We start from the raw sequence: 18,638 nt of genomic DNA on the forward strand, positions 1-18,638 counted from the left end.
ACGGGTGCACCATTTCGTCGGGCATCCGGTCGAGCCGCGGCTCGTTGATGTCGTATGGTAGTATGCATTGTATTCCGCCGTGAAATCACGCAAGTTGGTGCGCTCATCTGCCGCGACACGCGCCCATCCACACCCGAAAGGTGTGCAACATCTGTAATGAAGCCAATTCCGAAAGGGCGTGCGACGAGCTAGCATGTTTCACTAGGGCAGGAAGCGATGGTGGCGACCGAGTCACCCCGGGGAGAACCGCACGAAGATGCGGCGACGGGCGGTACACAGGGAGGATGCCATGCTGAGAGGAGCGCGCGAAGCGACCAAGGCGGAGGACGACAATCATCAGGTCGTCCGCAAGTCCGAACGAGTCTACCAGTGGCTGAGGGACGAGATCCTGTCGTTCCGCATGCAGCCGGGAATGTTCATCGACAAGGTCGAGATCTGCGACAAGCTGGGCGTATCCAAGCAGCCGGTGACGGCTGCGCTGACACGGCTCGAGCAGGAAGGGCTGGTCGAGATCTATCCCCAGCGAGGATCCTATGTGGCGCGGCTCCGTCTCGGTGCCATGTCCGAGAGTCTCTTCATCCGGGGTGCGCTGGAATCCGCGGCGCTCCGCCGGGTCGCCGGGGAAGGCAACGAGATCCTGATCCGCGGCCTGCAGAAGAACCTCGAGGCCCAGGATCTGGCGCTCACCGGTGACAACCTCGCCCGGTTCTATCAGCTCGACATGGAGTTCCATTCGGCCATCGCCCGCGCGGTGCCCTATTCGCAGGTGGCGCGGCAGGTCGACATCGGGCTGGCGACCGTCAAGCGCTGCCACGAGCTGTTCAGACCCGACGTCGCGTCGCTGAAGCAGTCCTTCGAACGGCATCGTCGGATCGTCGCGGCGCTGGCCGCCGGGGACGGCGCGGCGGCGGCGGCCGAGATGGACGCTCACGTCGCCGACTACTCGGTGATGCTGAGGGACTTCGCCGAGGCGCGGCCGGAACTCTTCGTCGGATGAGACGGAGCCCACGGTCCATCCGAGTGATGGATCGTTGACGACGGTGGAGAGGACGCCCTCCCTCCTCTCCTCGCCCGGGTGGCGGGGCGATGCCGGTCGCATGGCCGTGTCGCGACGGACGAGGTTCGGAGACAAGCTCGCGACCCGGAGCGGTGACCCCGACGACCCGGGGCGGTGACCTCACCGCGCCGGGTCTTCTTCGTTCGCGACCGAACGACCCTCCCGCCGCTCAGAAGAGACCGACCGTTTCGCCGTCTTCGCCGATGCGGATCTGTTCCGCCGCCGGCCGCTTGGGCAGACCCGGCATGGTCATGACGTCGCCGCAGATCGCCACGACGAAGCCGGCGCCGGCGGACAGACGCACCTCGCGCACCGCGACGCGATGGCCCTCGGGCGCACCGAGCTTCGCCGGATCGGTGGAGAAGGAATACTGCGTCTTGGCCATGCACACCGGCAGTGCGCCGTGGCCGGCGGCCTGCCATTCGGCGAGCAGTTCCTTCGGGCGCGGCGCGAACTCCACCGTGCCGGCGCCGTAGATGTCCTGGGCGATCGAGCGGATCTTGTCGGCGAGCGGCACCTCGTCGGCGTAGAGGGTGCGGAAGTGCGATCCGGCGTCGGGCGCCTCGACCAGGTCGACGACCGCCTCGGCGAGATCGACCGCCCCCGCCCCGCCTTCGGCCCAGTGGCGGCAGAGATGGGCGCCGACCCCTTGGGCGCGGCAGTGATCGAGCACCGCGTCGATCTCGGCCGCCGTGTCGGTGGCGAAGTGGTTCACCGCGACGACCACCGGCACGCCGAAGCGCTTCAGATTGGCGAGATGGCGATCGAGATTGGCGAAGCCGCGCTTCACCGCGCCGACGTCCTCATGGCCGAGACCCTTGCGCTCGACACCGCCGTGCATCTTCAGCGCCCGCACCGTGGCGACCAGCACCACCGCCGCGGGGGTCAGCCCCCCCTGGCGGCATTTGATGTCGAAGAACTTCTCCGCCCCGAGATCGGCGCCGAAGCCGGCTTCGGTGACGACGATGTCGGAAAGCTCGAGCGCGGTGCGGGTGGCGATCAGCGAATTGCAGCCGTGGGCGATGTTGGCGAAGGGGCCGCCGTGGACGAAGGCGGGTGTGCCTTCGAGCGTCTGGACGAGGTTGGGCGCGAAGGCGTCCTTGAGAAGCACCGTCATCGCGCCGGCGGCCTTCAGGTCGGCGGCGGTGACCGGCGTCTTCTCGCGCGTCTGGGCGACGACGATCGAGCCGAGGCGGTGCTCGAGGTCGGCGAGATCGCGCGCGAGGCAGAAGATCGCCATGACCTCGGAGGCGACCGTGATGTCGAAGCCGTCCTCGCGCGGGAAGCCGTTGGAGACGCCACCGAGCGAGGAGACGATCTCGCGCAAGCCGCGGTCGTTCATGTCGAGCGCCCGGCGCCAGAAGATGCGGCGCAGGTCGATGCCGAGTTCGTTGCCCCAATAGAGGTGGTTGTCGAGCATCGCCGAGAGGAGATTGTTGGCGGCGCCGATGGCGTGGAAGTCGCCGGTGAAGTGGAGGTTGATCGCCTCCATCGGCGCGACCTGGGCGAGGCCGCCGCCGGCGGCACCGCCCTTCATGCCGAAGCAGGGGCCGAGCGAGGGTTCGCGCAGCGCGACCGAGACGCGCTGGCCGATGCGGGCGAGGCCGTCGCCGAGGCCGACGGTGGTCGTCGTCTTGCCCTCGCCCGCCGGGGTCGGCGAGATGGCGGTGACCAGCACCAGCTTGCCCGGGGCGCGGCGAGCGCCGTCGATCGCCTCGGGATGGATCTTGGCGATGTGCCGGCCGAAGGGCGAGATCGCCTCGCCGGGAATGCCGAGCTTCGCCGCGATCTCCTCGATCGGCGCCAGTTTCGCGGCGCGGGCGATTTCGATGTCGGTCGGCATGGGCGGCTCCCGCTTCTCTCGGCACGCCCTGCGACTACTCCGACGGCACGGGAAAAGAAAGGGATGACCTCACCCCAGCCGCTCGGCGTGCCAGCGCAGGTGATCGGCGACGAAGCTGGCGATGAAGAAATAGGAGTGGTCGTAGCCCTCCTGGCGGCGCAGCGTCAGCGGCATCTTGGCCTTGCCGCAGGCGGCTTCCAGCAGTTCCGGCTTCAGCTGCCCGGCGAGGAAGCCGTCGGCCGTGCCCTGGTCGACGAGCAGGCCGGGGAGCCGGGCGCCGTCCTCGATCAGGGCGCAGGCGTCGTAGGTGCGCCACATCGCCCTGTTGTCGCCGAGATAGCCGGAGAGCGCCTTCTCGCCCCAGGGGCAGTTCATCGGCGAGACGATCGGGGCGAAGGCGGAGACCGCGGCGTAGCGGCCGGGATTGCGCAGTGCGATGGTGAGCGCGCCGTGGCCGCCCATCGAATGGCCCATGATGCCCTGGCGCATCATGTCGACGGGAAGCTCGCGGCCGACCAGGGCGGGGAGTTCGGTCTCGATCCACGAGCGCATGCGGTAGTGCTTCGACCAGGGCTCGCGCGTCGCGTCGACATAGAAGCCGGCGCCGAGGCCGAAGTCGTAGGCGCCGTCGGGGTCGTCGGGGACGCCCTCGCCACGCGGCGAGGTGTCGGGGGCGATCAGCGCCAGCCCGCGTTCGGCGGCGACGCGCTGGGCGCCGGCCTTCACGGTGAAGTTCTCTTCGGTGCAGGTGAGCCCGGAGAGGAACCAGACGACCGGCACCGGCCGATAGGCGGCCTGCGGCGGCAGGAAGACGGCGAAGCGCATGTCGCAGTTCGTCTCGGCGGAGGCGTGGCGGTAGACGAACTGGGTGCCACCGAAACACTTGGCGGCGGAGATCTGGTCGATGGACATGGGGTGGCCTCGGGAAGCGCCGCGCGGCACGGAATGCGCGAAGCGAAGACGGTTGCATCCGGTTCTCTCCCCCCTGGAGGGGGAGAGACAGAGAGGGGGAGCTCCGAAGCTCCACCCGGTCCGAGAAAGAGGAAACGCCATCCCCCCCTCCCTGTCCCTCCCCCTCCTGGGGGGAGGGGACGCCAGCCGGGAGAGCGACGTTCCCCATGAAATCATCGCGGCGGAGGGAGCGCTCGTCGCGAACGCCCGATCAGTACACCACCACGGACCGGATCGACTTGCCCTCGTGCATCAGGTCGAAGGCGGTGTTGATCTCGTCGAGCGGCATGGTGTGGGTGATCAGGCTGTCGATGTCGATCTTGCCCTCCATGTACCAGTCGACGATCTTCGGCACGTCGGTGCGGCCGCGGGCACCGCCGAAGGCGGAGCCCTTCCACACACGGCCGGTGACCAGCTGGAACGGACGGGTCGAAATCTCGGTGCCCGACGGCGCGACGCCGATGATGATCGACTCTCCCCAGCCGCGATGGCAGCACTCCAGCGCCTGGCGCATGGTCGTCGGGTTGCCGATGCATTCGAAGGAGAAGTCGGCGCCGCCGCCGGTGATGTCGACGATCGCCTCGACCACCTTGTCGCGGCCGACCTCGTTCGGATCGACGAAGTGGGTCATGCCGAACTTCTTGGCGATCTCCACCTTGGCCGGATTGAGGTCGACACCGACGATCTTGTCGGCTCCGACCATGCGGGCGCCCTGGATGACGTTGAGGCCGATGCCGCCGAGGCCGAAGACGACGACGTTGGCGCCGGGCCAGACCTTGGCCGTGTAGATCACCGCGCCGATGCCGGTGGTGACGCCGCAGCCGATGTAGCAGATCTTGTCGAAGGGGGCGTCCTCGCGGACCTTGGCGACGGCGATCTCGGGCAGCACGGTGAAGTTCGAGAAGGTCGAACAGCCCATGTAGTGGAAGATCTCGTTGCTGCCCCGGCCGCCGCCGACCGGCTCGCAGGAGAAGCGCGAGGTCATGTCCGGCATCAGGCCCTGGCCCTGCGTGCCGCGGATGGCGGTGCAGAGGTTGGAGCGCTGGGAGAGGCAGGTCTTACAGCCGCGGCATTCGGGAGTGTAGAGCGGGATGACGTGGTCGCCCGGCTTCACGGAAGTGACGCCCGCGCCGACCTCGCGAACGATGCCGGCGCCCTCGTGGCCGAGGATCGCCGGGAACTTGCCCTCCGAATCGAGGCCGGAGAGCGTGTAGGCGTCGGTGTGGCAGACGCCGGTCGCCATGATCTCGACCAGCACCTCGCCGGGCTTCGGCCCGGAGATGTCGATGGTCTCGATGGTCAGCGGCTTGTTGGCCTCCCAGGCCACCGCGGCACGGCTCTTCATGGGCGTCTTCCCTCCCCTCGCGCCCCGGTCCCGGAGCTATTTCAGATAGGTGCGCAGGATGCGCATGGTGTCGTCGAAATCGGCTTCGGCGATCGCCGCCGTCTCGGGCGTCGAGCGATCGTGGCCCAGATTGTCGCGCAGGTGCATCTCCAGGATCTCGGCCATCAACCCGCCGGCGGCGCCGCGCAGGGCGGCGATCTGCTGGAGAAGATCGCGGCATTCGCTGCCCGCCTCGACGGCGCGCTCCAGCGCCTCGACCTGCCCCTTGAGGCGAGCGAGACGGGTCAGAGCGCGCTTCTTGTCCTCGGGCGTGTGCGGCATCGAACCTCCGTGACGAGGATGCTACGGATACTCCCAGGGGTATGTCAACGACTTCGACGGACATCGAGAGGCGCTCCCTGCGCGATGGTACGAGACGGCTGGTCGGCAGCCCCTCACCATGAGGCGTCGATTTTCTTCGTAATTTCGAACGCCTCATGGTGGAGACCCTCGAGCGGATCACCATGACCACGATCCGCCACCGACCTCGCCCGAACCATCGGCCGTCATCCCCGGTGGGACGCGAAGCGGAGGGGAAGGGGATCCACCGACTTCTCGGCGATTTGCGAGGCCGCTGGATCCCCTTCCCTCGCTCCGCTCGCCGGGGATGACGGCTGAGGTCGAGGCGAGGTCGGGAGCGGTTTCGAATCGGCGGACCCGACCGGTCGACCCGCGTGAAGGTCTCCGTGCCGAAGAGGCGTGCGACGAACGTCGTCTCGAGCCATCGCGCACGAGTTCGGACACCGCATGGATTGACTCCACACGGCCCGATGCGCTTCGTGACCGTCACATTCCGCCGCCCACCGGCGCCCTCACGGAGGAGATACGCCTCATGTCCACCTTCGCCCCCGTCATCGCCCCGTCGATTCTCTCCGCCGACTTCGCGCGCCTCGGCGAGGAGGTGACGAACGTGCTCGCCGCCGGGGCGGATTGGATCCACTTCGACGTGATGGACAATCACTACGTCCCGAACCTCACCATCGGCCCGCTGGTGCTGTCCGCCCTTCGACCGCTCACCAAAGCGCCGATCGACGTTCATCTGATGGTGAAACCGGTCGACCGGATGATCGAGATGTTCTGCGAGGCCGGGGCCGACATCGTCACCTTCCATCCGGAAGCGAGCGAACACGTCGATCGCTCGCTCGACCTCATCCGCAAGAAGGGCGCCAAGGCCGGGCTGGTGCTCAATCCGGCGACGCCGCTCTCGGTACTCGACTGGGTGATGGACCGGGTCGACATGATCCTGCTGATGTCGGTCAACCCCGGTTTCGGCGGTCAGTCGTTCATCCCGCACGTGCTGGAGAAGGCGAAGCGGGTGAAGGAGAGGATCGACGCCTCGGGCAAGTCGATCCGGCTGGAGATCGACGGCGGCGTCAAGGTCGACAACATCGCCGAGATCGCGGCGGCCGGCGTCGACGCTTTCGTCGCCGGGTCGGCGATCTTCGGCAAGCCGGACCATGCCGGGATCATCGCCGCCATGCGGGCCGAGATCGCCCGCGGGCGCGGCGAGACCGTCGAGATCTGATCGGTCGAAAGCGAAAGGCCGGCGATGGAACGCTCCGCCGCCGGCCGCCGCATCATTTCACCTTGGACGCCAAGGTCGTGTAGGTGGCATCGGCATTCGTGCCCAACAGCGCCACCCCGCCGACGATCGCAGCGACGATGAGCGCCGCGATCAGGCCGTATTCCATCGCCGTAGCCCCGTCGGCATCGTCCACGAAGCGTTTCCACGATCTTCGAAACATCGCAAGTCTCCTCTTACACGGTGCGGTAAGATTCGAAGACTCGCGCTTTAACTTCACGTGAAGAAATATCATCGACGAAGACTTGCAATGATCGTCGACTCGAAGGGGGGATGGCGGAAACGTCCCGTCAACCCTGTCGCCGCGCTTCGATCACCGCCACGGCGTCCCAGAGGTCGTCGAAATGGTCGATCACCGCGTCGGGGTCGTAGGTGGCGACCGGTGCGTCGGTGTAGCCGAAGGTGACGCCGACGACCGGGACACGGGCGTTCTTCGCGGCGTTCACGTCGGTGGCGCTGTCGCCGACCATCACGGTGCGCCCCGGATCGCCGCCGGCGAGGGCGATGGTGCCGAGGAGATGGCCGGCGTCGGGCTTGCGGACGGGGAAGGTGTCGCCGCCGCAGATGGCGGCGAAGCGCGAGGTCAGCGCCAGTTCGTCGAGGAGGCGGCGCGACAGGCCTTCGAGCTTGTTGGTGCACACCGCGAGCTTCCAGCCGGCAGCGGCGAAGCGGTCGAGCGCGGCGACGCAACCGGGGAACGGACGGCTCTCTTCGGCGATCCGCTCGGAGTAGAGCGGCAGATAATCGGCGAAGAGGCGGTCGAGCTTCGGCGTGTCGAGGGAGGCGCCGTTGAGACGGAAGCCGCGCTCGATCATCGCCCGCGCCCCGGCGCCGAGCAGCGAACCGGCGTCGGCGCGGGTCATCGGCCGCAGGCCTTCGGCGGTCAGGACGACGTTGAGGGTCGCGATCAGATCTTCGGCGGTGTCGACGAGGGTGCCGTCGAGATCGAGGACGAGAAGCGGAGCGGTCATGGTCGGGTCGGACTTCCGTGGCTGGATCGCGGTCGATGTGCGCCGCGCGGGCTCGGCGCGGGTTCGGCGGGTGGGCGGAACCTAGTGCATTTTCGCCCGATGGGAAGCGGTCGGTGCCGTGTGCGGCGAGACGACGCCACGACGGACGGCGCGGTCCGCGGCGTCGACGCTCGCCGAAGCCGCGCCGATCCCCACCTCGACGCCGCCTCGCGGGAGCGCGACAGCGAGGGGGACTGGCGAGGTGGCGGCGGCTGCGCTATTGGAGACCCGACCCGATTTCGCCCCATCGGCCGACGCCGGTGGCGCCGAGGTGGTGCAGCCGGCCCGATGTCGGCGGAAGAGAGCGAGACGGGCGGGGAGGAACGACATGAGCGCCGAGATGAAACGCCGCGCCGCCGCCGCTGCCCTCGACTTCGTGGAAGACGGCATGAAGCTCGGCCTCGGCACCGGATCGACCGCCGACGAATTCGTCAAGCTGCTGGCGGAGAAGGTCGCCGCCGGCCTCGACGTCATCGGCGTGCCGACCTCCGAGCGCACCGCGGCGCTCGCCGCGTCGCTCGGCATCCGCCTCGCCACGCTCGAAGAGGAACCGCACCTCGATCTGACGATCGACGGCGCCGACGAGATCGGCCCCGGTCTCGTTCTGGTCAAGGGGGGCGGCGGTGCGCTGCTGCGGGAGAAGATCGTCGCCGCGGCGTCGGCCCGCATGGTGGTGATCGCCGACGCCTCGAAGGTGGTCGACCCGATCGGCGCTTTCCCGTTGCCGATCGAGGTCAATCCCTTCGGCTTCGGTTCGACGCGCGCCAAGATCGTCGAAACGGCGGCGGCGCTCGGGCTCGAGGGTCCGGTCGATCTGCGCCGCAACAAGGACGGATCGACTTTCGTCACCGACGGCGGTCACTGGATCGTCGATGCATCTTTTCGCCGGATTCCCGATCCAGAGAAACTGTCGAGCGCCCTCTTCGAGATCCCCGGAGTGGTCGAACACGGCCTGTTCACCGGCCTCGCCACCGCAGCCGTGGTGGCGCGAGCCGACGGGGTCGACATCCTGTACCCTTGAGCGACACACGCGGCGAAGGCCCGCACCGTGTCCGTGACTTCGAGACCTGAACGGAGCAATCGATGATCAGCCGGATCTCTTCCCGCCTCGCCCTCCTCGGTGCGACCGCCGTCCTCGCGGTCGGCCTGACGACCGGTGCGATGGCGCAGACCTATTCGAAGGAACATCTGGCGGCCGCCCGCGCGGCGATCGCCGCGGCCAAGGTGACCGAAGGTTTCGACGAGATCCTCATCGGCATCGCCGCTCAGACCAAGCAGGCGCTGGTGCGCCGCGCCCCCGCCGCCTCGACTCAGATCGAGGAAGTGACCAACGCCGCGGCGCTCGAGCTCGCGCCGAAGCGCGCCGAACTCGCCCAGCAGATCCAGGAGATCTGGGCCGGTCGCTTCACCAAGGAAGAGCTCGACGAGATCGCCAAGTTCTACTCCTCGCCGGTGGGCCAGAAGTTCACCAAGGAGATCCCGGCGATCGGCCAGATGATCGGCATGTCGGCCCAGGTCTGGCAGAAGAAGATCAGCGAAGAGATGCTCACCAAAGTGCGCGCCGAGATGAAGAAGCGCGGCGTCGATCTCTGACGTCCGGGGCGCCCGCACCCATTCCTCGCGCGCCGGCGGTCGTGACCACGATCGCCGGCGCGATTCGTTTCGATCCCCGGCCACCGCGACGAAGCGGCGGCCGACAGGCGGCGGGAGATCCGCGATGAGCTTCGATTACGACCTCTTCGTCATCGGCGGCGGCTCGGGAGGCGTGCGCGCCGCCCGCATCGCCGCGACCTACGGTGCCCGGGTGGCGGTCGCCGAGGAGTATCGGGTCGGCGGCACCTGCGTCATACGCGGCTGCGTGCCGAAGAAGTTGATGGTCTACGCCGCCCGCTACGGCGACGCCCTCACCGATGCGGCCGGCTTCGGCTGGTCGATCGGCGAGACGCGGTTCGACTGGTCGGCCTTCGTCGCCGCCAAGGACCGCGAGATCACCCGCCTCGAAGGCTTCTACGTCGCCAATCTCGATCGCTCGAAGGTCGAGATCCTGCGCACTCGGGCGACGCTCGAGGGCGAACACCGCGTGCGCCTCGGCGACGGCCGCCTCGTCACCGCCGCCCACGTGCTGGTCGCCACAGGTGGCCGGCCGGTGCGCGAAGGCGACTTCCCCGGCGCCGAGCTGTGCATCACCTCGGAGGAGCTGTTCGACCTGAAACGCCGGCCGCAGCGGCTCGTCGTGGTCGGAGGTGGCTATATCGCGCTCGAATTCGCCTCGATCTTCGCCGGGCTCGGCTCCCGGGTGACGGTCGTCTACCGCGGCGAGGAGATCCTGCGCGGCTTCGACATGGAGATCCGCCGCCACCTGCACGGCGAACTCGAACAGCGCGGCATCGAAATCGTCACCGAGGACGTCCTCACCTCGGTGGAGAAGACCTCCGAGGGGCTGGTGGCGACGACGCGCCGCGGACGCCGGCTCGACGCCGACGAGATCGTGCTGGCGATCGGTCGGCGGCCGAACACCGCCGGCCTCGGGCTGGACAGCGTCGGCCTCGAGCTCGCGGCCAACGGCGCGGTGCCGGTCACCGGCGTCTTCGCCACGCGCCTGCCCTGGCTGCACGCGGTCGGCGACGTCACCGATCGCATCGCGCTGACCCCGGTCGCCATCCGCGAGGGCCACGCCTTCGCCGACACGGTCTTCGGCGGTCGCGAGGTCGCGGTGTCGCACGAACTCGTTCCCACGGCCGTCTTCACCACGCCGGAGGTCGGGACCGTCGGGCTCGGCGAGGAGGAACTCAGGGCGAAGGGCATCGGCTACGACGTCTATCGCAGCAATTTCCGCCCCATGGGTGCGGCACTCGCCGGGCGAGCCACGCGAGCCTTGATGAAGATCCTGGTGGAGGCGGAGACCGATCGTGTCGTCGGCGTCCACATCGTCGGCGCGGATGCGGCGGAAATGATCCAGCTCGTCGCCGTGGCGATGAAGATGGGGGCGAAGAAGGCCGATTTCGACGCCACCATGGCGTTGCACCCGAGCGCGGCGGAGGAGTTGGTCACCATGCGCACCCCGTCCCAGCACTGGCGGCCGGGGGAATGATCGGCACCTCCCCCACCTCCTAAGGAACGATCGTTTCGGCATTTGACCACAGGGTGCCGCCGGCGCTATTTTCCCGCTCCATCGCCACGGGGCGGGGGCGCGGTGCGCCTGCCGGGGGACCCGAGATCGGCGAGGAACGAGGGTTCGAGAAGAAACGAGCAGCCGTGGCGTCCTTCCATCACGGAGCGCAGAGCGCGAAGGACGCGAGACCGATCACGGCCCGAGAACCTCCCACTCGACAGACCGAATCGACACATCGAAGCCGCTGAGCAGGGTCGGCGCGACGACTGCGCGCCACACGAGGAGTAGGGCGATGGCCCAGAACGAGGAAGCCCGACCGACCTCCGCTCCCGACGCCTCGACCGCGCCGGAGGAGGCGATGGCCGACAGCGTGGCGGCGACGCAGACCCCCACGTCCGCTTCGCACGGCGGCGACGCGGCGAACGGGCACGAGACCACCGCCCCTGCCGCACATGCCGCGCACGGCGGCCATGCCGGCATCCTCGCGGCGCTCGGCGTCGTCTTCGGCGACATCGGCACGTCGCCGATCTACACCCTCGGCACCGCTTTCAAGGTCGGCGTCATCCAACCGATTCCGGCCGACATCCTCGGCTTCCTGTCGCTGATCATCTGGTCGCTGATCATCGTCGTCGGCATCTGGTACGCGATCTTCATCATGCGCGCCGACAACCGCGGCGAAGGCGGCATCTTCGCGCTGATGGCGCTCGCTCATCAGTCGGCGCCGAAATACGGCACCGTCATCGCCGTCCTCGGCATCATCGGCGCGTCGTTGTTCTACGGCGACGCCGTGATCACGCCGGCGATCTCGGTCCTGTCGGCGGTCGAGGGCATCGCGGTGTTCGCTCCGGCCTTCGAGCCGGTGGTCCTGCCGCTCGCCATCGTCATCCTGACCACGCTCTTCGCCGTGCAGCGCGGCGGCGCCTCGAAGGTCGGCGGGTGGTTCGGGCCGATCATGCTCGGTTGGTTCGGCCTGCTCGCCATTCTCGGCGCCAAACAGATTCTCCTCTATCCCGGCGTGTTCGCGGCGCTCGATCCGCGTTGGGGCATCGCCTATCTCGCCAATTCGGGCTGGCAGGTCTTCGCCATCCTCGCGGTGGCCGTGCTCGCCGTCACCGGCGCCGAGGCGCTCTACGCCGACATGGGCCACGTCGGCCGCAATGCGGTGCGCAAGGCCTTCGCCTTCGTCGTCGTGCCCTCGCTGATCCTCGTCTACATGGGTCAGGGCGCGCAGGCGCTCGCCGATCCGCTGCACGGCCACGACGACCCGTTCTTCCAGATGGTGGGCCCGGCGTTCCAGCCGCTCCTGGTGGTGATGGCGACGCTGGCGACCGTCATCGCGTCGCAGGCGGTGATCTCGGGCGCCTTCACCGTCACCCATCAGGCCGCCCATCTCGGCTTCTGGCCGCGCACCGAGACGCGCCACACCTCGGCCGCCGAACGCGGACAGGTCTATGTCGCCTCGGTCAACCTGCTGCTGTTCGTGGCGGTCATCGCCATCGTTCTGATGTTCCAGAAGTCGGAGAAGCTCGCCGAGGCCTATGGCTTCTCGGTGACCGGCACCATGGTCGTCACCTCGATGCTCGCCTTCCTGGTGGCGCGCGGCGTGTGGAAGTGGCCGCTGTGGAGAGCGATCCCGACCGTCGCCTTCTTCATGATGTTCGACGTCGGCTTCTTCCTCTCCTGCGCCACCAAGGTGCTGCACGGGGCCTGGCTGCCGTTGATCATCGGCGGCATGTTGGTGGTGGTGATGGGGGCCTGGCGCATGGGCCGGCTCAAGTTGCAGGCCCGTCGACGCCACGAAGGCATCCCGATCAAGACCGCCCTGTCGGCGCTCCGCTCCCCGCGCATCGAGCACGTGCGCGGCACCGCGGTCTACATGATGGAGGACTCGGCGCTGGCGCCGCGGTCGTTCCTGCACAACCTCAAGCACAACAAGTGCGCCCACCAACAGATCGTGTTCCTGTCGATCCAGACGGCGGAGGAACCGTGGATCGGCGCGAGCCGACGCGTCACGGTGGAGGCACTGGCCGAGGGCGTGGCGATGGTCACCGGCCGCTTCGGCTTCATGGAGACGCCGGACGTGCCGGAGGTGGTGAAGGCCTCGGAAGCGATGGGTGTCCACGTCGACAAGAAGGATCTCTCCTTCTTCGTGTCGCGTGCCCATCTCGTCGAAGGCGAGGAAGGCGGCCTGTGGATCTGGCTGCGCGGCCTCTTCATCTTCTTCTATCGCAATCAGGCCGACCCGGCGGACTACTACCAGATCCCGCCCGGCCGCGTCGTCGATCTCGGGGCGCAGATCACCATCTGATACCGAGCCCATGAAGTTCTGACCTGTTCAGAACTTCATGGGCGATGGCAAGCCCGAACGGGCGTCGGCCGGTCAGGCCGTAACGCTGATGAATTTCGGACGAGTCCGAAATTCATCAGCCCGGTATGATCGCCGGCGAACACGAAAAAGCCCGGACGGCCACGAGCCGATCCGGGCTTTTCGTTTCGTTCGCCACCACCGTCGCGTACCGTTGCACCAAAGGCCGAAGGTGCCGACGCACCCGGCCTTCGAACACACGCGAATTTCCCATTTGCGTCAGAGGCATGAGAAATTCGCGTCAGGATTACCATCGGTCATTTTCAATGGCCGATGGTATCATGCGCCGGCCGTGCGCGATGCGATGCGGCCTCGCGACCGCACCGACGGGCCTCACTCGAAGGCGCAGCCGGGCTGGACGCCGAACTTCTTGAGGATGAGGGCCAGCGGGCAGAAGCCGGTGAAGGCCGACTGCAGCAGATTGAGGCCGACGAAGGCGGTGAGCAGCAGCCAATAGGCCGAGACGTAGTGGCCGAGCAGCACGGACACCAGAATCACAACGCCGGCGAAGGCGAGAACCACACGATCGATGGACATCGGACACTCCCGAAACACTGGACGACGCGGCGTGGCTCGCCGATCATCGATGGAACAGTCTAACGCTCCGGCGATTCCCTCGCCAGAGGAACGGATCGGGTGAACCCGAACCGGATCTGTGGCGGGTTATAGAAGAACCCTTGTATTATTAGCAACAGCTAATATATGGAGGCGATGATCGACCCGCCCGCATCCCGAGTGCGCGCGGGTTCACGTCGTTCGCCGAACGAGAAGACACCAGGAGATCCGGATCGGATGACCCTCACGCGCGCCATCCCCTTCGAGCCGTCGGCTCGTCCCGCCGCCCCGCGAACCGGACTTCGCACGGGCCTTCTCGCCGGCCTCGCCGCGAGCTTCCTCGCCGCCGCCGGCACGGCCTTCGCCGCCGAGGGCACGGTCGTCCACCCGGTCCGGGTCGACGACACCAAGGAGGTGCTGGCGACCATCGAAAGCGTGCGTGTGCCGCAGGCCCGCGCCCGCATCGGCGGCACCGTCGAGAGCCTCGCCGTGGTCGAAGGCGACCGGGTGAAGAAGGGCGACGTGCTGGCGACCGTGGTCGACCCCAAGCTCAAGCTGCAGCTCGCCGCCTTCGACGCCCGCATCGCGGCGCTGGAGGCGAAGCTGTCGCTGGTCCAGACCGATCTCGACAGGGTGCGCCAGCTGCGCGCCTCCGGGTCGGCGCCGCAGTCGCGGCTCGACGACGCCGAGACCCAGCTCACCGTCACCCTGGCCGAAATCGCCGCGGCCAAGGCCGACAAGTCGTCGATTCAGGAACAGGTGGTCGAAGGCCGAGTGGTGGCGCCCGACGACGGACGCATCCTCAAGATCCAGGCGGTCGCCGGTCAGGTGATCATGCCGGGCGAGCCGGTCGCGACCGTCGCCACAGCGTCCTACATCCTCAAGCTGCGCCTTCCCGAGCGCCACGCGCGCTTCATGCACGAGGGCGACCGGGTGCTGGTCGCCGGCCGCGGCCTCGACGTCGGCAAGAAGGAAGCGCTCGGCGAGGGCAAGATCGTCCGCGTCTATCCCGAGCTCGACCAGGGCCGCGTCGTCGCCGACGCCGAGGCGCCGGGGATCGGCGACTATTTCGTCGGCGAGCGCATCCGCGTGCTCGTCTCCACCGGCACCCGCGAAACGCTGGTGCTGCCGGAGGATCTGGTCGTCCATCGCCACGGTCTGACCTTCGTGAAGCTCGCCGGGCGCGGCGAAGTGCCGGTGCAGACCGGCCTGCGCATGCCCGACAAGGCCGGTGAGAAGCCGTGGGTGGAGATCCTCTCGGGGCTCTCCGCCGGTGACGAGGTGGTGCGCCCATGAGTTCGCCCGAGAACAGTTCGCCCGAGACCGCTGCGGCGCCGGGCGCCGGCAAGCTCGGCATGGCCGGGTGGCTGACCAAGGTCTTCATCCGCTCGGCGCTGACGCCGCTCCTGCTGCTCGCCTCGATCGCCGTCGGCTCGGTGGCGCTGATGTCGCTGGCGCGCGAAGAGGAGCCGCAGATCTCGGTGCCGATGGTCGACGTGCTGATCCAGGCCGACGGCGTGCGTGCCGACGACGCGATCGAGCTCGTCACCAAGCCGCTGGAGTCGATCCTCAAAGGCATCGACGGCGTCGAGCACGTCTACACCTACACCTACGACGACCGCGTCATGGCCGCCGCCCGTTTCGTGGTCGGCACCAAGTCGGACGAGGCGATCCTGCGTGTCCACGAGAAGCTGCGCGCCAACTACACCCGCATCCCGCTCGGCATCCCCGAGCCGCTGGTGGTCGGCCGCGGCATCAACGACGTCGCCATCGTCACCCTGACGCTGACGCCGAAGCCGGAGGTGGCCGATCGCTGGAGCGACAACGCGCTCCTCAAGCTCGCCGAAAAGCTGCTGCACGAGTTGGTGAAGATCGACGACGTCGGCCTCACCTACACCATCGGCGGCCGCGCCGACCAGATCCGCGTCGAGCCCGATCCGGAGCGGCTCGCCCGCTACGGCATCGCGCTCAATGATCTGGTCGAGAAGGTCAAGAACGCCAACCGCTCGTTCCTGGTCGGCAACCTGCGCGACCGCGGTCTGCAGGTTCCCGGCGCCGCCGGTCAGACGCTGCAGGGCGTGCCCGACATCGGCCTCTTGCTGATCACCACCCGTGACGGGCGCCCGGTCTACGTCAAGGACGTCGCCGACGTGATCTTCGAGGCCAAGCCCGAAGAGGCGCGCGCCTGGAACATGGAGCCGGACGGCAAGGGCGGTTATCGCACCACCCCGGCGGTCACCATCGCCATCGCCAAGCGCGCCGGCGCCAATGCGGTGACGATCGCGCAGACGATCGAGAAGCGGCTGGAACTGGTCGAGCATCAGGTGCTGCCGCCGGACGTCGTCGTCACCAAGACGCGCGACTACGGCGAAACCGCCAACGAGAAGGTCGAGGAACTGCTGTTCCATCTGGCGCTGGCGACGCTGTCGATCGCCGCGCTGGTGGCGGTCGCCATCGGCTGGCGCGAGGGCGTCGTGGTGCTGGTGGTGGTGCCGACCACCATCCTCCTCACCATGTTCGCGTCGTGGATCCTCGGCTACACGATCAACCGCGTGTCGCTGTTCGCGCTGATCTTCTCGATCGGTATCCTCGTCGACGACGCCATCGTCGTCGTGGAGAACATCGATCGACACTGGTCGATGCCGGATGGGCGCAGCCGAGTGAAGAAAGCGATCGACGCGGTGGCGGAGGTCGGCAATCCGACCATCGTCGCCACCCTCACCGTCGTCGCGGCGCTCTTACCGATGATGTTCGTCTCCGGCATGATGGGCCCCTACATGAGCCCGATCCCGGCGAACGCGTCCGCTGCGATGCTGTTCTCGTTCTTCGTCGCGGTGATCCTGACGCCCTGGCTGATGCTGAAGCTGTCGGGCAGGAACGGCGCCCACGCCGGCGGTCATGGCGACCACGAGGAAGGGCCGCTCGGCCGCTTCTATCGCCGCATCGCCACGCCGTTGGTCGAGACGCGGGGCAAGGCGACGAAGTTCCTGGTGGTCGTCGGCATCGCCACTCTGGTGTCGATGATTCCTTTCGCCACCAAGAACGTCACGGTGAAGCTGCTGCCCTTCGACAACAAGTCGGAGCTGCAGGTGGTGTTCGACCTGCCGGAAGGTTCGGCGCTGGAGACCACCGAGCGGACGCTGATGCACGCCGCCCAGCTCATCGCCGACGTTCCCGAGCTCGCCTCGGTGCAGGCCTATGCCGGCACCGCCGCGCCGTTCAACTTCAACGGTCTGGTGCGCCACTACTTCCTGCGGTCGGCCGCCTATCAGGGCGATCTGCAGATCAACCTGACGCCCAAGGCCGAACGCAAGCGCCAGAGCCACCAGATCGCGCTCGAGATCCGCGAGCGGCTGAAGAAGCTCGACCTGCCGAAGGGCTCGACCCTCAAGGTGGTCGAGGTGCCGCCGGGACCGCCGGTGCTCGCCACCCTGATGCTCGAGGTCTACGGACGCGACGCGGAAGAACGCCGCGCGGCGACCGCCAAGGTGCAGGAGGCCTTCGGCCGCGTGCCCTTCGTCGTCGACATCGAGACCTCGGTGAAGGAGCCGGGCGAGCGCATCCGCTTCCGTCTCGACAACGCCGCGCTGGAGTGGCACGGCGTCTCCGAACAGGCGGTCTACGACACGCTCCGGGCGATGCTGTCGGGCATATCGGTGGGCTACAGCCACCGCGGCGCCGGCGTGCTGCCGATCGAGATCGTGGTGCGTCTGCCGAAGAGCGAGCTGGCGCTGACCGAACGGCTGCTCACCACGCCGGTGCCGGGCCTGCGCGGCAACGTCGAACTCGGCGATCTCGTCAAGATCGAACGGGAGAAGGCGTCGCTGTCGCTGTTCCGTCGCGACGGACGGCCGGCCGAGATGGTCACCGCCGAACTCGCCGGGGCCTACGAGGCGCCGATCTACGGCATGCTCGCCGTCGGCGACGAGCTGAAGAAGATCGACTGGGGGCCGCTCGGCCAGCCGGCGGTGTCGCTGCACGGCCAGCCGCAGGACGAGGGCAAGCCCAGCTTCCTGTGGGACGGCGAGTGGGAGGTCACCTGGGTCACCTTCCGCGACATGGGCGGGGCCTTCATGGTGGCGCTGCTCGGCATCTACCTGCTGGTCGTCGCGCAGTTCGGCTCGTTCAAGGTGCCGCTGGTCGTGCTGACCCCGGTGCCGCTGACGCTGGTCGGCATCGTCGGCGGCCACTGGCTGCTCGGCGCGCCGTTCACCGCGACGTCGATGATCGGCTTCATCGCGCTCGCCGGCATCATCGTGCGCAACTCGATCCTGCTGGTCGACTTCATCCGCCACGCGGCGCGGCCGGGCGTGACGCTGCGCGAGATCGTGCTGGAGGCGGGCGCCATCCGCATCAAGCCGATCATCCTCACCGCCATCGCGGCGATGATCGGCGCGGCTTTCATCCTGGCCGACCCGATCTTCCAGGGTCTCGCCATCTCGCTCCTGTTCGGCCTCGCCTCGTCGACGGCGCTGACGGTTCTCGTCATCCCGGCGATCTACGTCGCGGTGCGCGGACCGGACTCGTATCCGGTACGGGTGGTCGAGGAGGATTGAGGAAAGCGTCCGTAGGGCGGACCGCGGAGGTGACGGCTCGTCGCCCCTGCGGATTCGCCGAGGGAAGTCGTCGACATCCCCCGCCCGTCATCCCCGGGCTCGACCCCGGGATCCATCGGGCCGAACCTCGAGCCGAACCGTCCATGGGTTGCCGGGTCGAGCCCGGCAATGACGGCGGAGCGAGGCGGCGGGCACACATCGGACACCGCGAAACGAAACCGCC

General features: G+C 68.0%; 15 protein-coding genes. 8 read left to right on the forward strand and 7 right to left on the reverse strand.

What is annotated here, in order from left to right; all coding sequences use genetic code 11:
* Positions 1-289 precede the first annotated feature (289 nt).
* Positions 290-997: a GntR family transcriptional regulator gene (locus V7Q42_RS08615; RefSeq protein ID WP_333823574.1), complete on the forward strand. Its 708-nt coding sequence runs from the start codon at positions 290-292 to the stop codon at positions 995-997.
* Positions 998-1,226: 229 nt separating this feature from the next.
* On the opposite strand, the gene V7Q42_RS08620 is transcribed toward V7Q42_RS08615, so the two are convergent.
* From V7Q42_RS08620 to V7Q42_RS08635, 4 genes are all read right to left on the reverse strand, one after another.
* Positions 1,227-2,900: a formate--tetrahydrofolate ligase gene (locus tag V7Q42_RS08620; protein ID WP_333823576.1), complete on the reverse strand. Its 1,674-nt coding sequence runs from the start codon at positions 2,898-2,900 to the stop codon at positions 1,227-1,229.
* A gap of 69 nt (positions 2,901-2,969) precedes the next feature.
* Positions 2,970-3,812 (reverse strand): S-formylglutathione hydrolase, encoded by an 843-nt coding sequence (gene fghA, locus V7Q42_RS08625; protein WP_333823577.1) that lies wholly within the window; start codon positions 3,810-3,812, stop codon positions 2,970-2,972.
* Positions 3,813-4,062: 250 nt separating this feature from the next.
* On the reverse strand, positions 4,063-5,196 hold the full coding sequence (locus V7Q42_RS08630) for an S-(hydroxymethyl)glutathione dehydrogenase/class III alcohol dehydrogenase (protein WP_333823578.1): 1,134 nt from the start codon (positions 5,194-5,196) through the stop codon (positions 4,063-4,065).
* A gap of 36 nt (positions 5,197-5,232) precedes the next feature.
* Positions 5,233-5,517 carry a metal/formaldehyde-sensitive transcriptional repressor gene (locus tag V7Q42_RS08635; protein WP_333823580.1) on the reverse strand — a complete coding sequence of 95 codons (285 nt, stop codon included), beginning with the start codon at positions 5,515-5,517 and terminating at the stop codon, positions 5,233-5,235.
* Between the two features lie 550 nt (positions 5,518-6,067).
* Between V7Q42_RS08635 and rpe the strand changes: the two genes are divergently transcribed.
* On the forward strand, positions 6,068-6,760 hold the full coding sequence (gene rpe / locus V7Q42_RS08640) for a ribulose-phosphate 3-epimerase (RefSeq protein ID WP_333823581.1): 693 nt from the start codon (positions 6,068-6,070) through the stop codon (positions 6,758-6,760).
* A gap of 52 nt (positions 6,761-6,812) precedes the next feature.
* On the opposite strand, the gene V7Q42_RS08645 is transcribed toward rpe, so the two are convergent.
* Both V7Q42_RS08645 and V7Q42_RS08650 read right to left on the reverse strand, forming a co-directional pair.
* Positions 6,813-6,953 (reverse strand): Flp family type IVb pilin, encoded by a 141-nt coding sequence (locus V7Q42_RS08645; RefSeq protein WP_333823582.1) that lies wholly within the window; start codon positions 6,951-6,953, stop codon positions 6,813-6,815.
* Between the two features lie 154 nt (positions 6,954-7,107).
* On the reverse strand, positions 7,108-7,788 hold the full coding sequence (locus V7Q42_RS08650; RefSeq protein WP_333823584.1) for an HAD-IA family hydrolase: 681 nt from the start codon (positions 7,786-7,788) through the stop codon (positions 7,108-7,110).
* A 367-nt stretch (positions 7,789-8,155) separates the two neighbouring features.
* On the opposite strand from V7Q42_RS08650, the gene rpiA reads away from it, so the two are divergent.
* The 4 genes from rpiA to V7Q42_RS08670 all read left to right on the forward strand — a co-directional run bounded on the left by rpiA (position 8,156) and on the right by V7Q42_RS08670 (position 13,247).
* Entirely contained in the window at positions 8,156-8,848 is a 693-nt protein-coding gene (gene rpiA, locus V7Q42_RS08655) for a ribose-5-phosphate isomerase RpiA (protein ID WP_333823585.1), read from the forward strand.
* Positions 8,849-8,910: 62 nt separating this feature from the next.
* Complete coding sequence (locus tag V7Q42_RS08660) at positions 8,911-9,420, forward strand: DUF2059 domain-containing protein (protein WP_333823587.1); 510 nt, start codon at positions 8,911-8,913, stop codon at positions 9,418-9,420.
* 124 nt (positions 9,421-9,544) lie between these two features.
* Positions 9,545-10,918, forward strand: a complete 1,374-nt coding sequence (gene gor, locus V7Q42_RS08665) for a glutathione-disulfide reductase (RefSeq protein WP_333823588.1) — start codon at positions 9,545-9,547, stop codon at positions 10,916-10,918.
* Positions 10,919-11,231: 313 nt separating this feature from the next.
* A complete protein-coding gene (locus tag V7Q42_RS08670; protein WP_333823589.1) occupies positions 11,232-13,247 on the forward strand; it encodes a potassium transporter Kup in 2,016 nt (671 codons plus the stop codon).
* A 390-nt stretch (positions 13,248-13,637) separates the two neighbouring features.
* Here V7Q42_RS08670 and V7Q42_RS08675 read toward each other — a convergent pair whose 3' ends face one another.
* Complete coding sequence (locus V7Q42_RS08675) at positions 13,638-13,841, reverse strand: YgaP family membrane protein (RefSeq protein WP_333823590.1); 204 nt, start codon at positions 13,839-13,841, stop codon at positions 13,638-13,640.
* Positions 13,842-14,096: 255 nt separating this feature from the next.
* Between V7Q42_RS08675 and V7Q42_RS08680 the strand changes: the two genes are divergently transcribed.
* Together V7Q42_RS08680 and V7Q42_RS08685 are read left to right on the forward strand one after the other, a co-directional pair.
* On the forward strand, positions 14,097-15,155 hold the full coding sequence (locus tag V7Q42_RS08680) for an efflux RND transporter periplasmic adaptor subunit (RefSeq protein ID WP_333823591.1): 1,059 nt from the start codon (positions 14,097-14,099) through the stop codon (positions 15,153-15,155).
* On the forward strand, positions 15,152-18,415 hold the full coding sequence (locus V7Q42_RS08685; protein WP_333823592.1) for an efflux RND transporter permease subunit: 3,264 nt from the start codon (positions 15,152-15,154) through the stop codon (positions 18,413-18,415). Before V7Q42_RS08680 ends, V7Q42_RS08685 begins: the two co-directional genes overlap by 4 nt.
* Positions 18,416-18,638: the final 223 nt, after the last annotated feature.

Source organism: Pinisolibacter sp., from assembly GCF_036782435.1.
Classification (GTDB): Bacteria; Pseudomonadota; Alphaproteobacteria; order Rhizobiales; family Ancalomicrobiaceae; genus CALBKH01.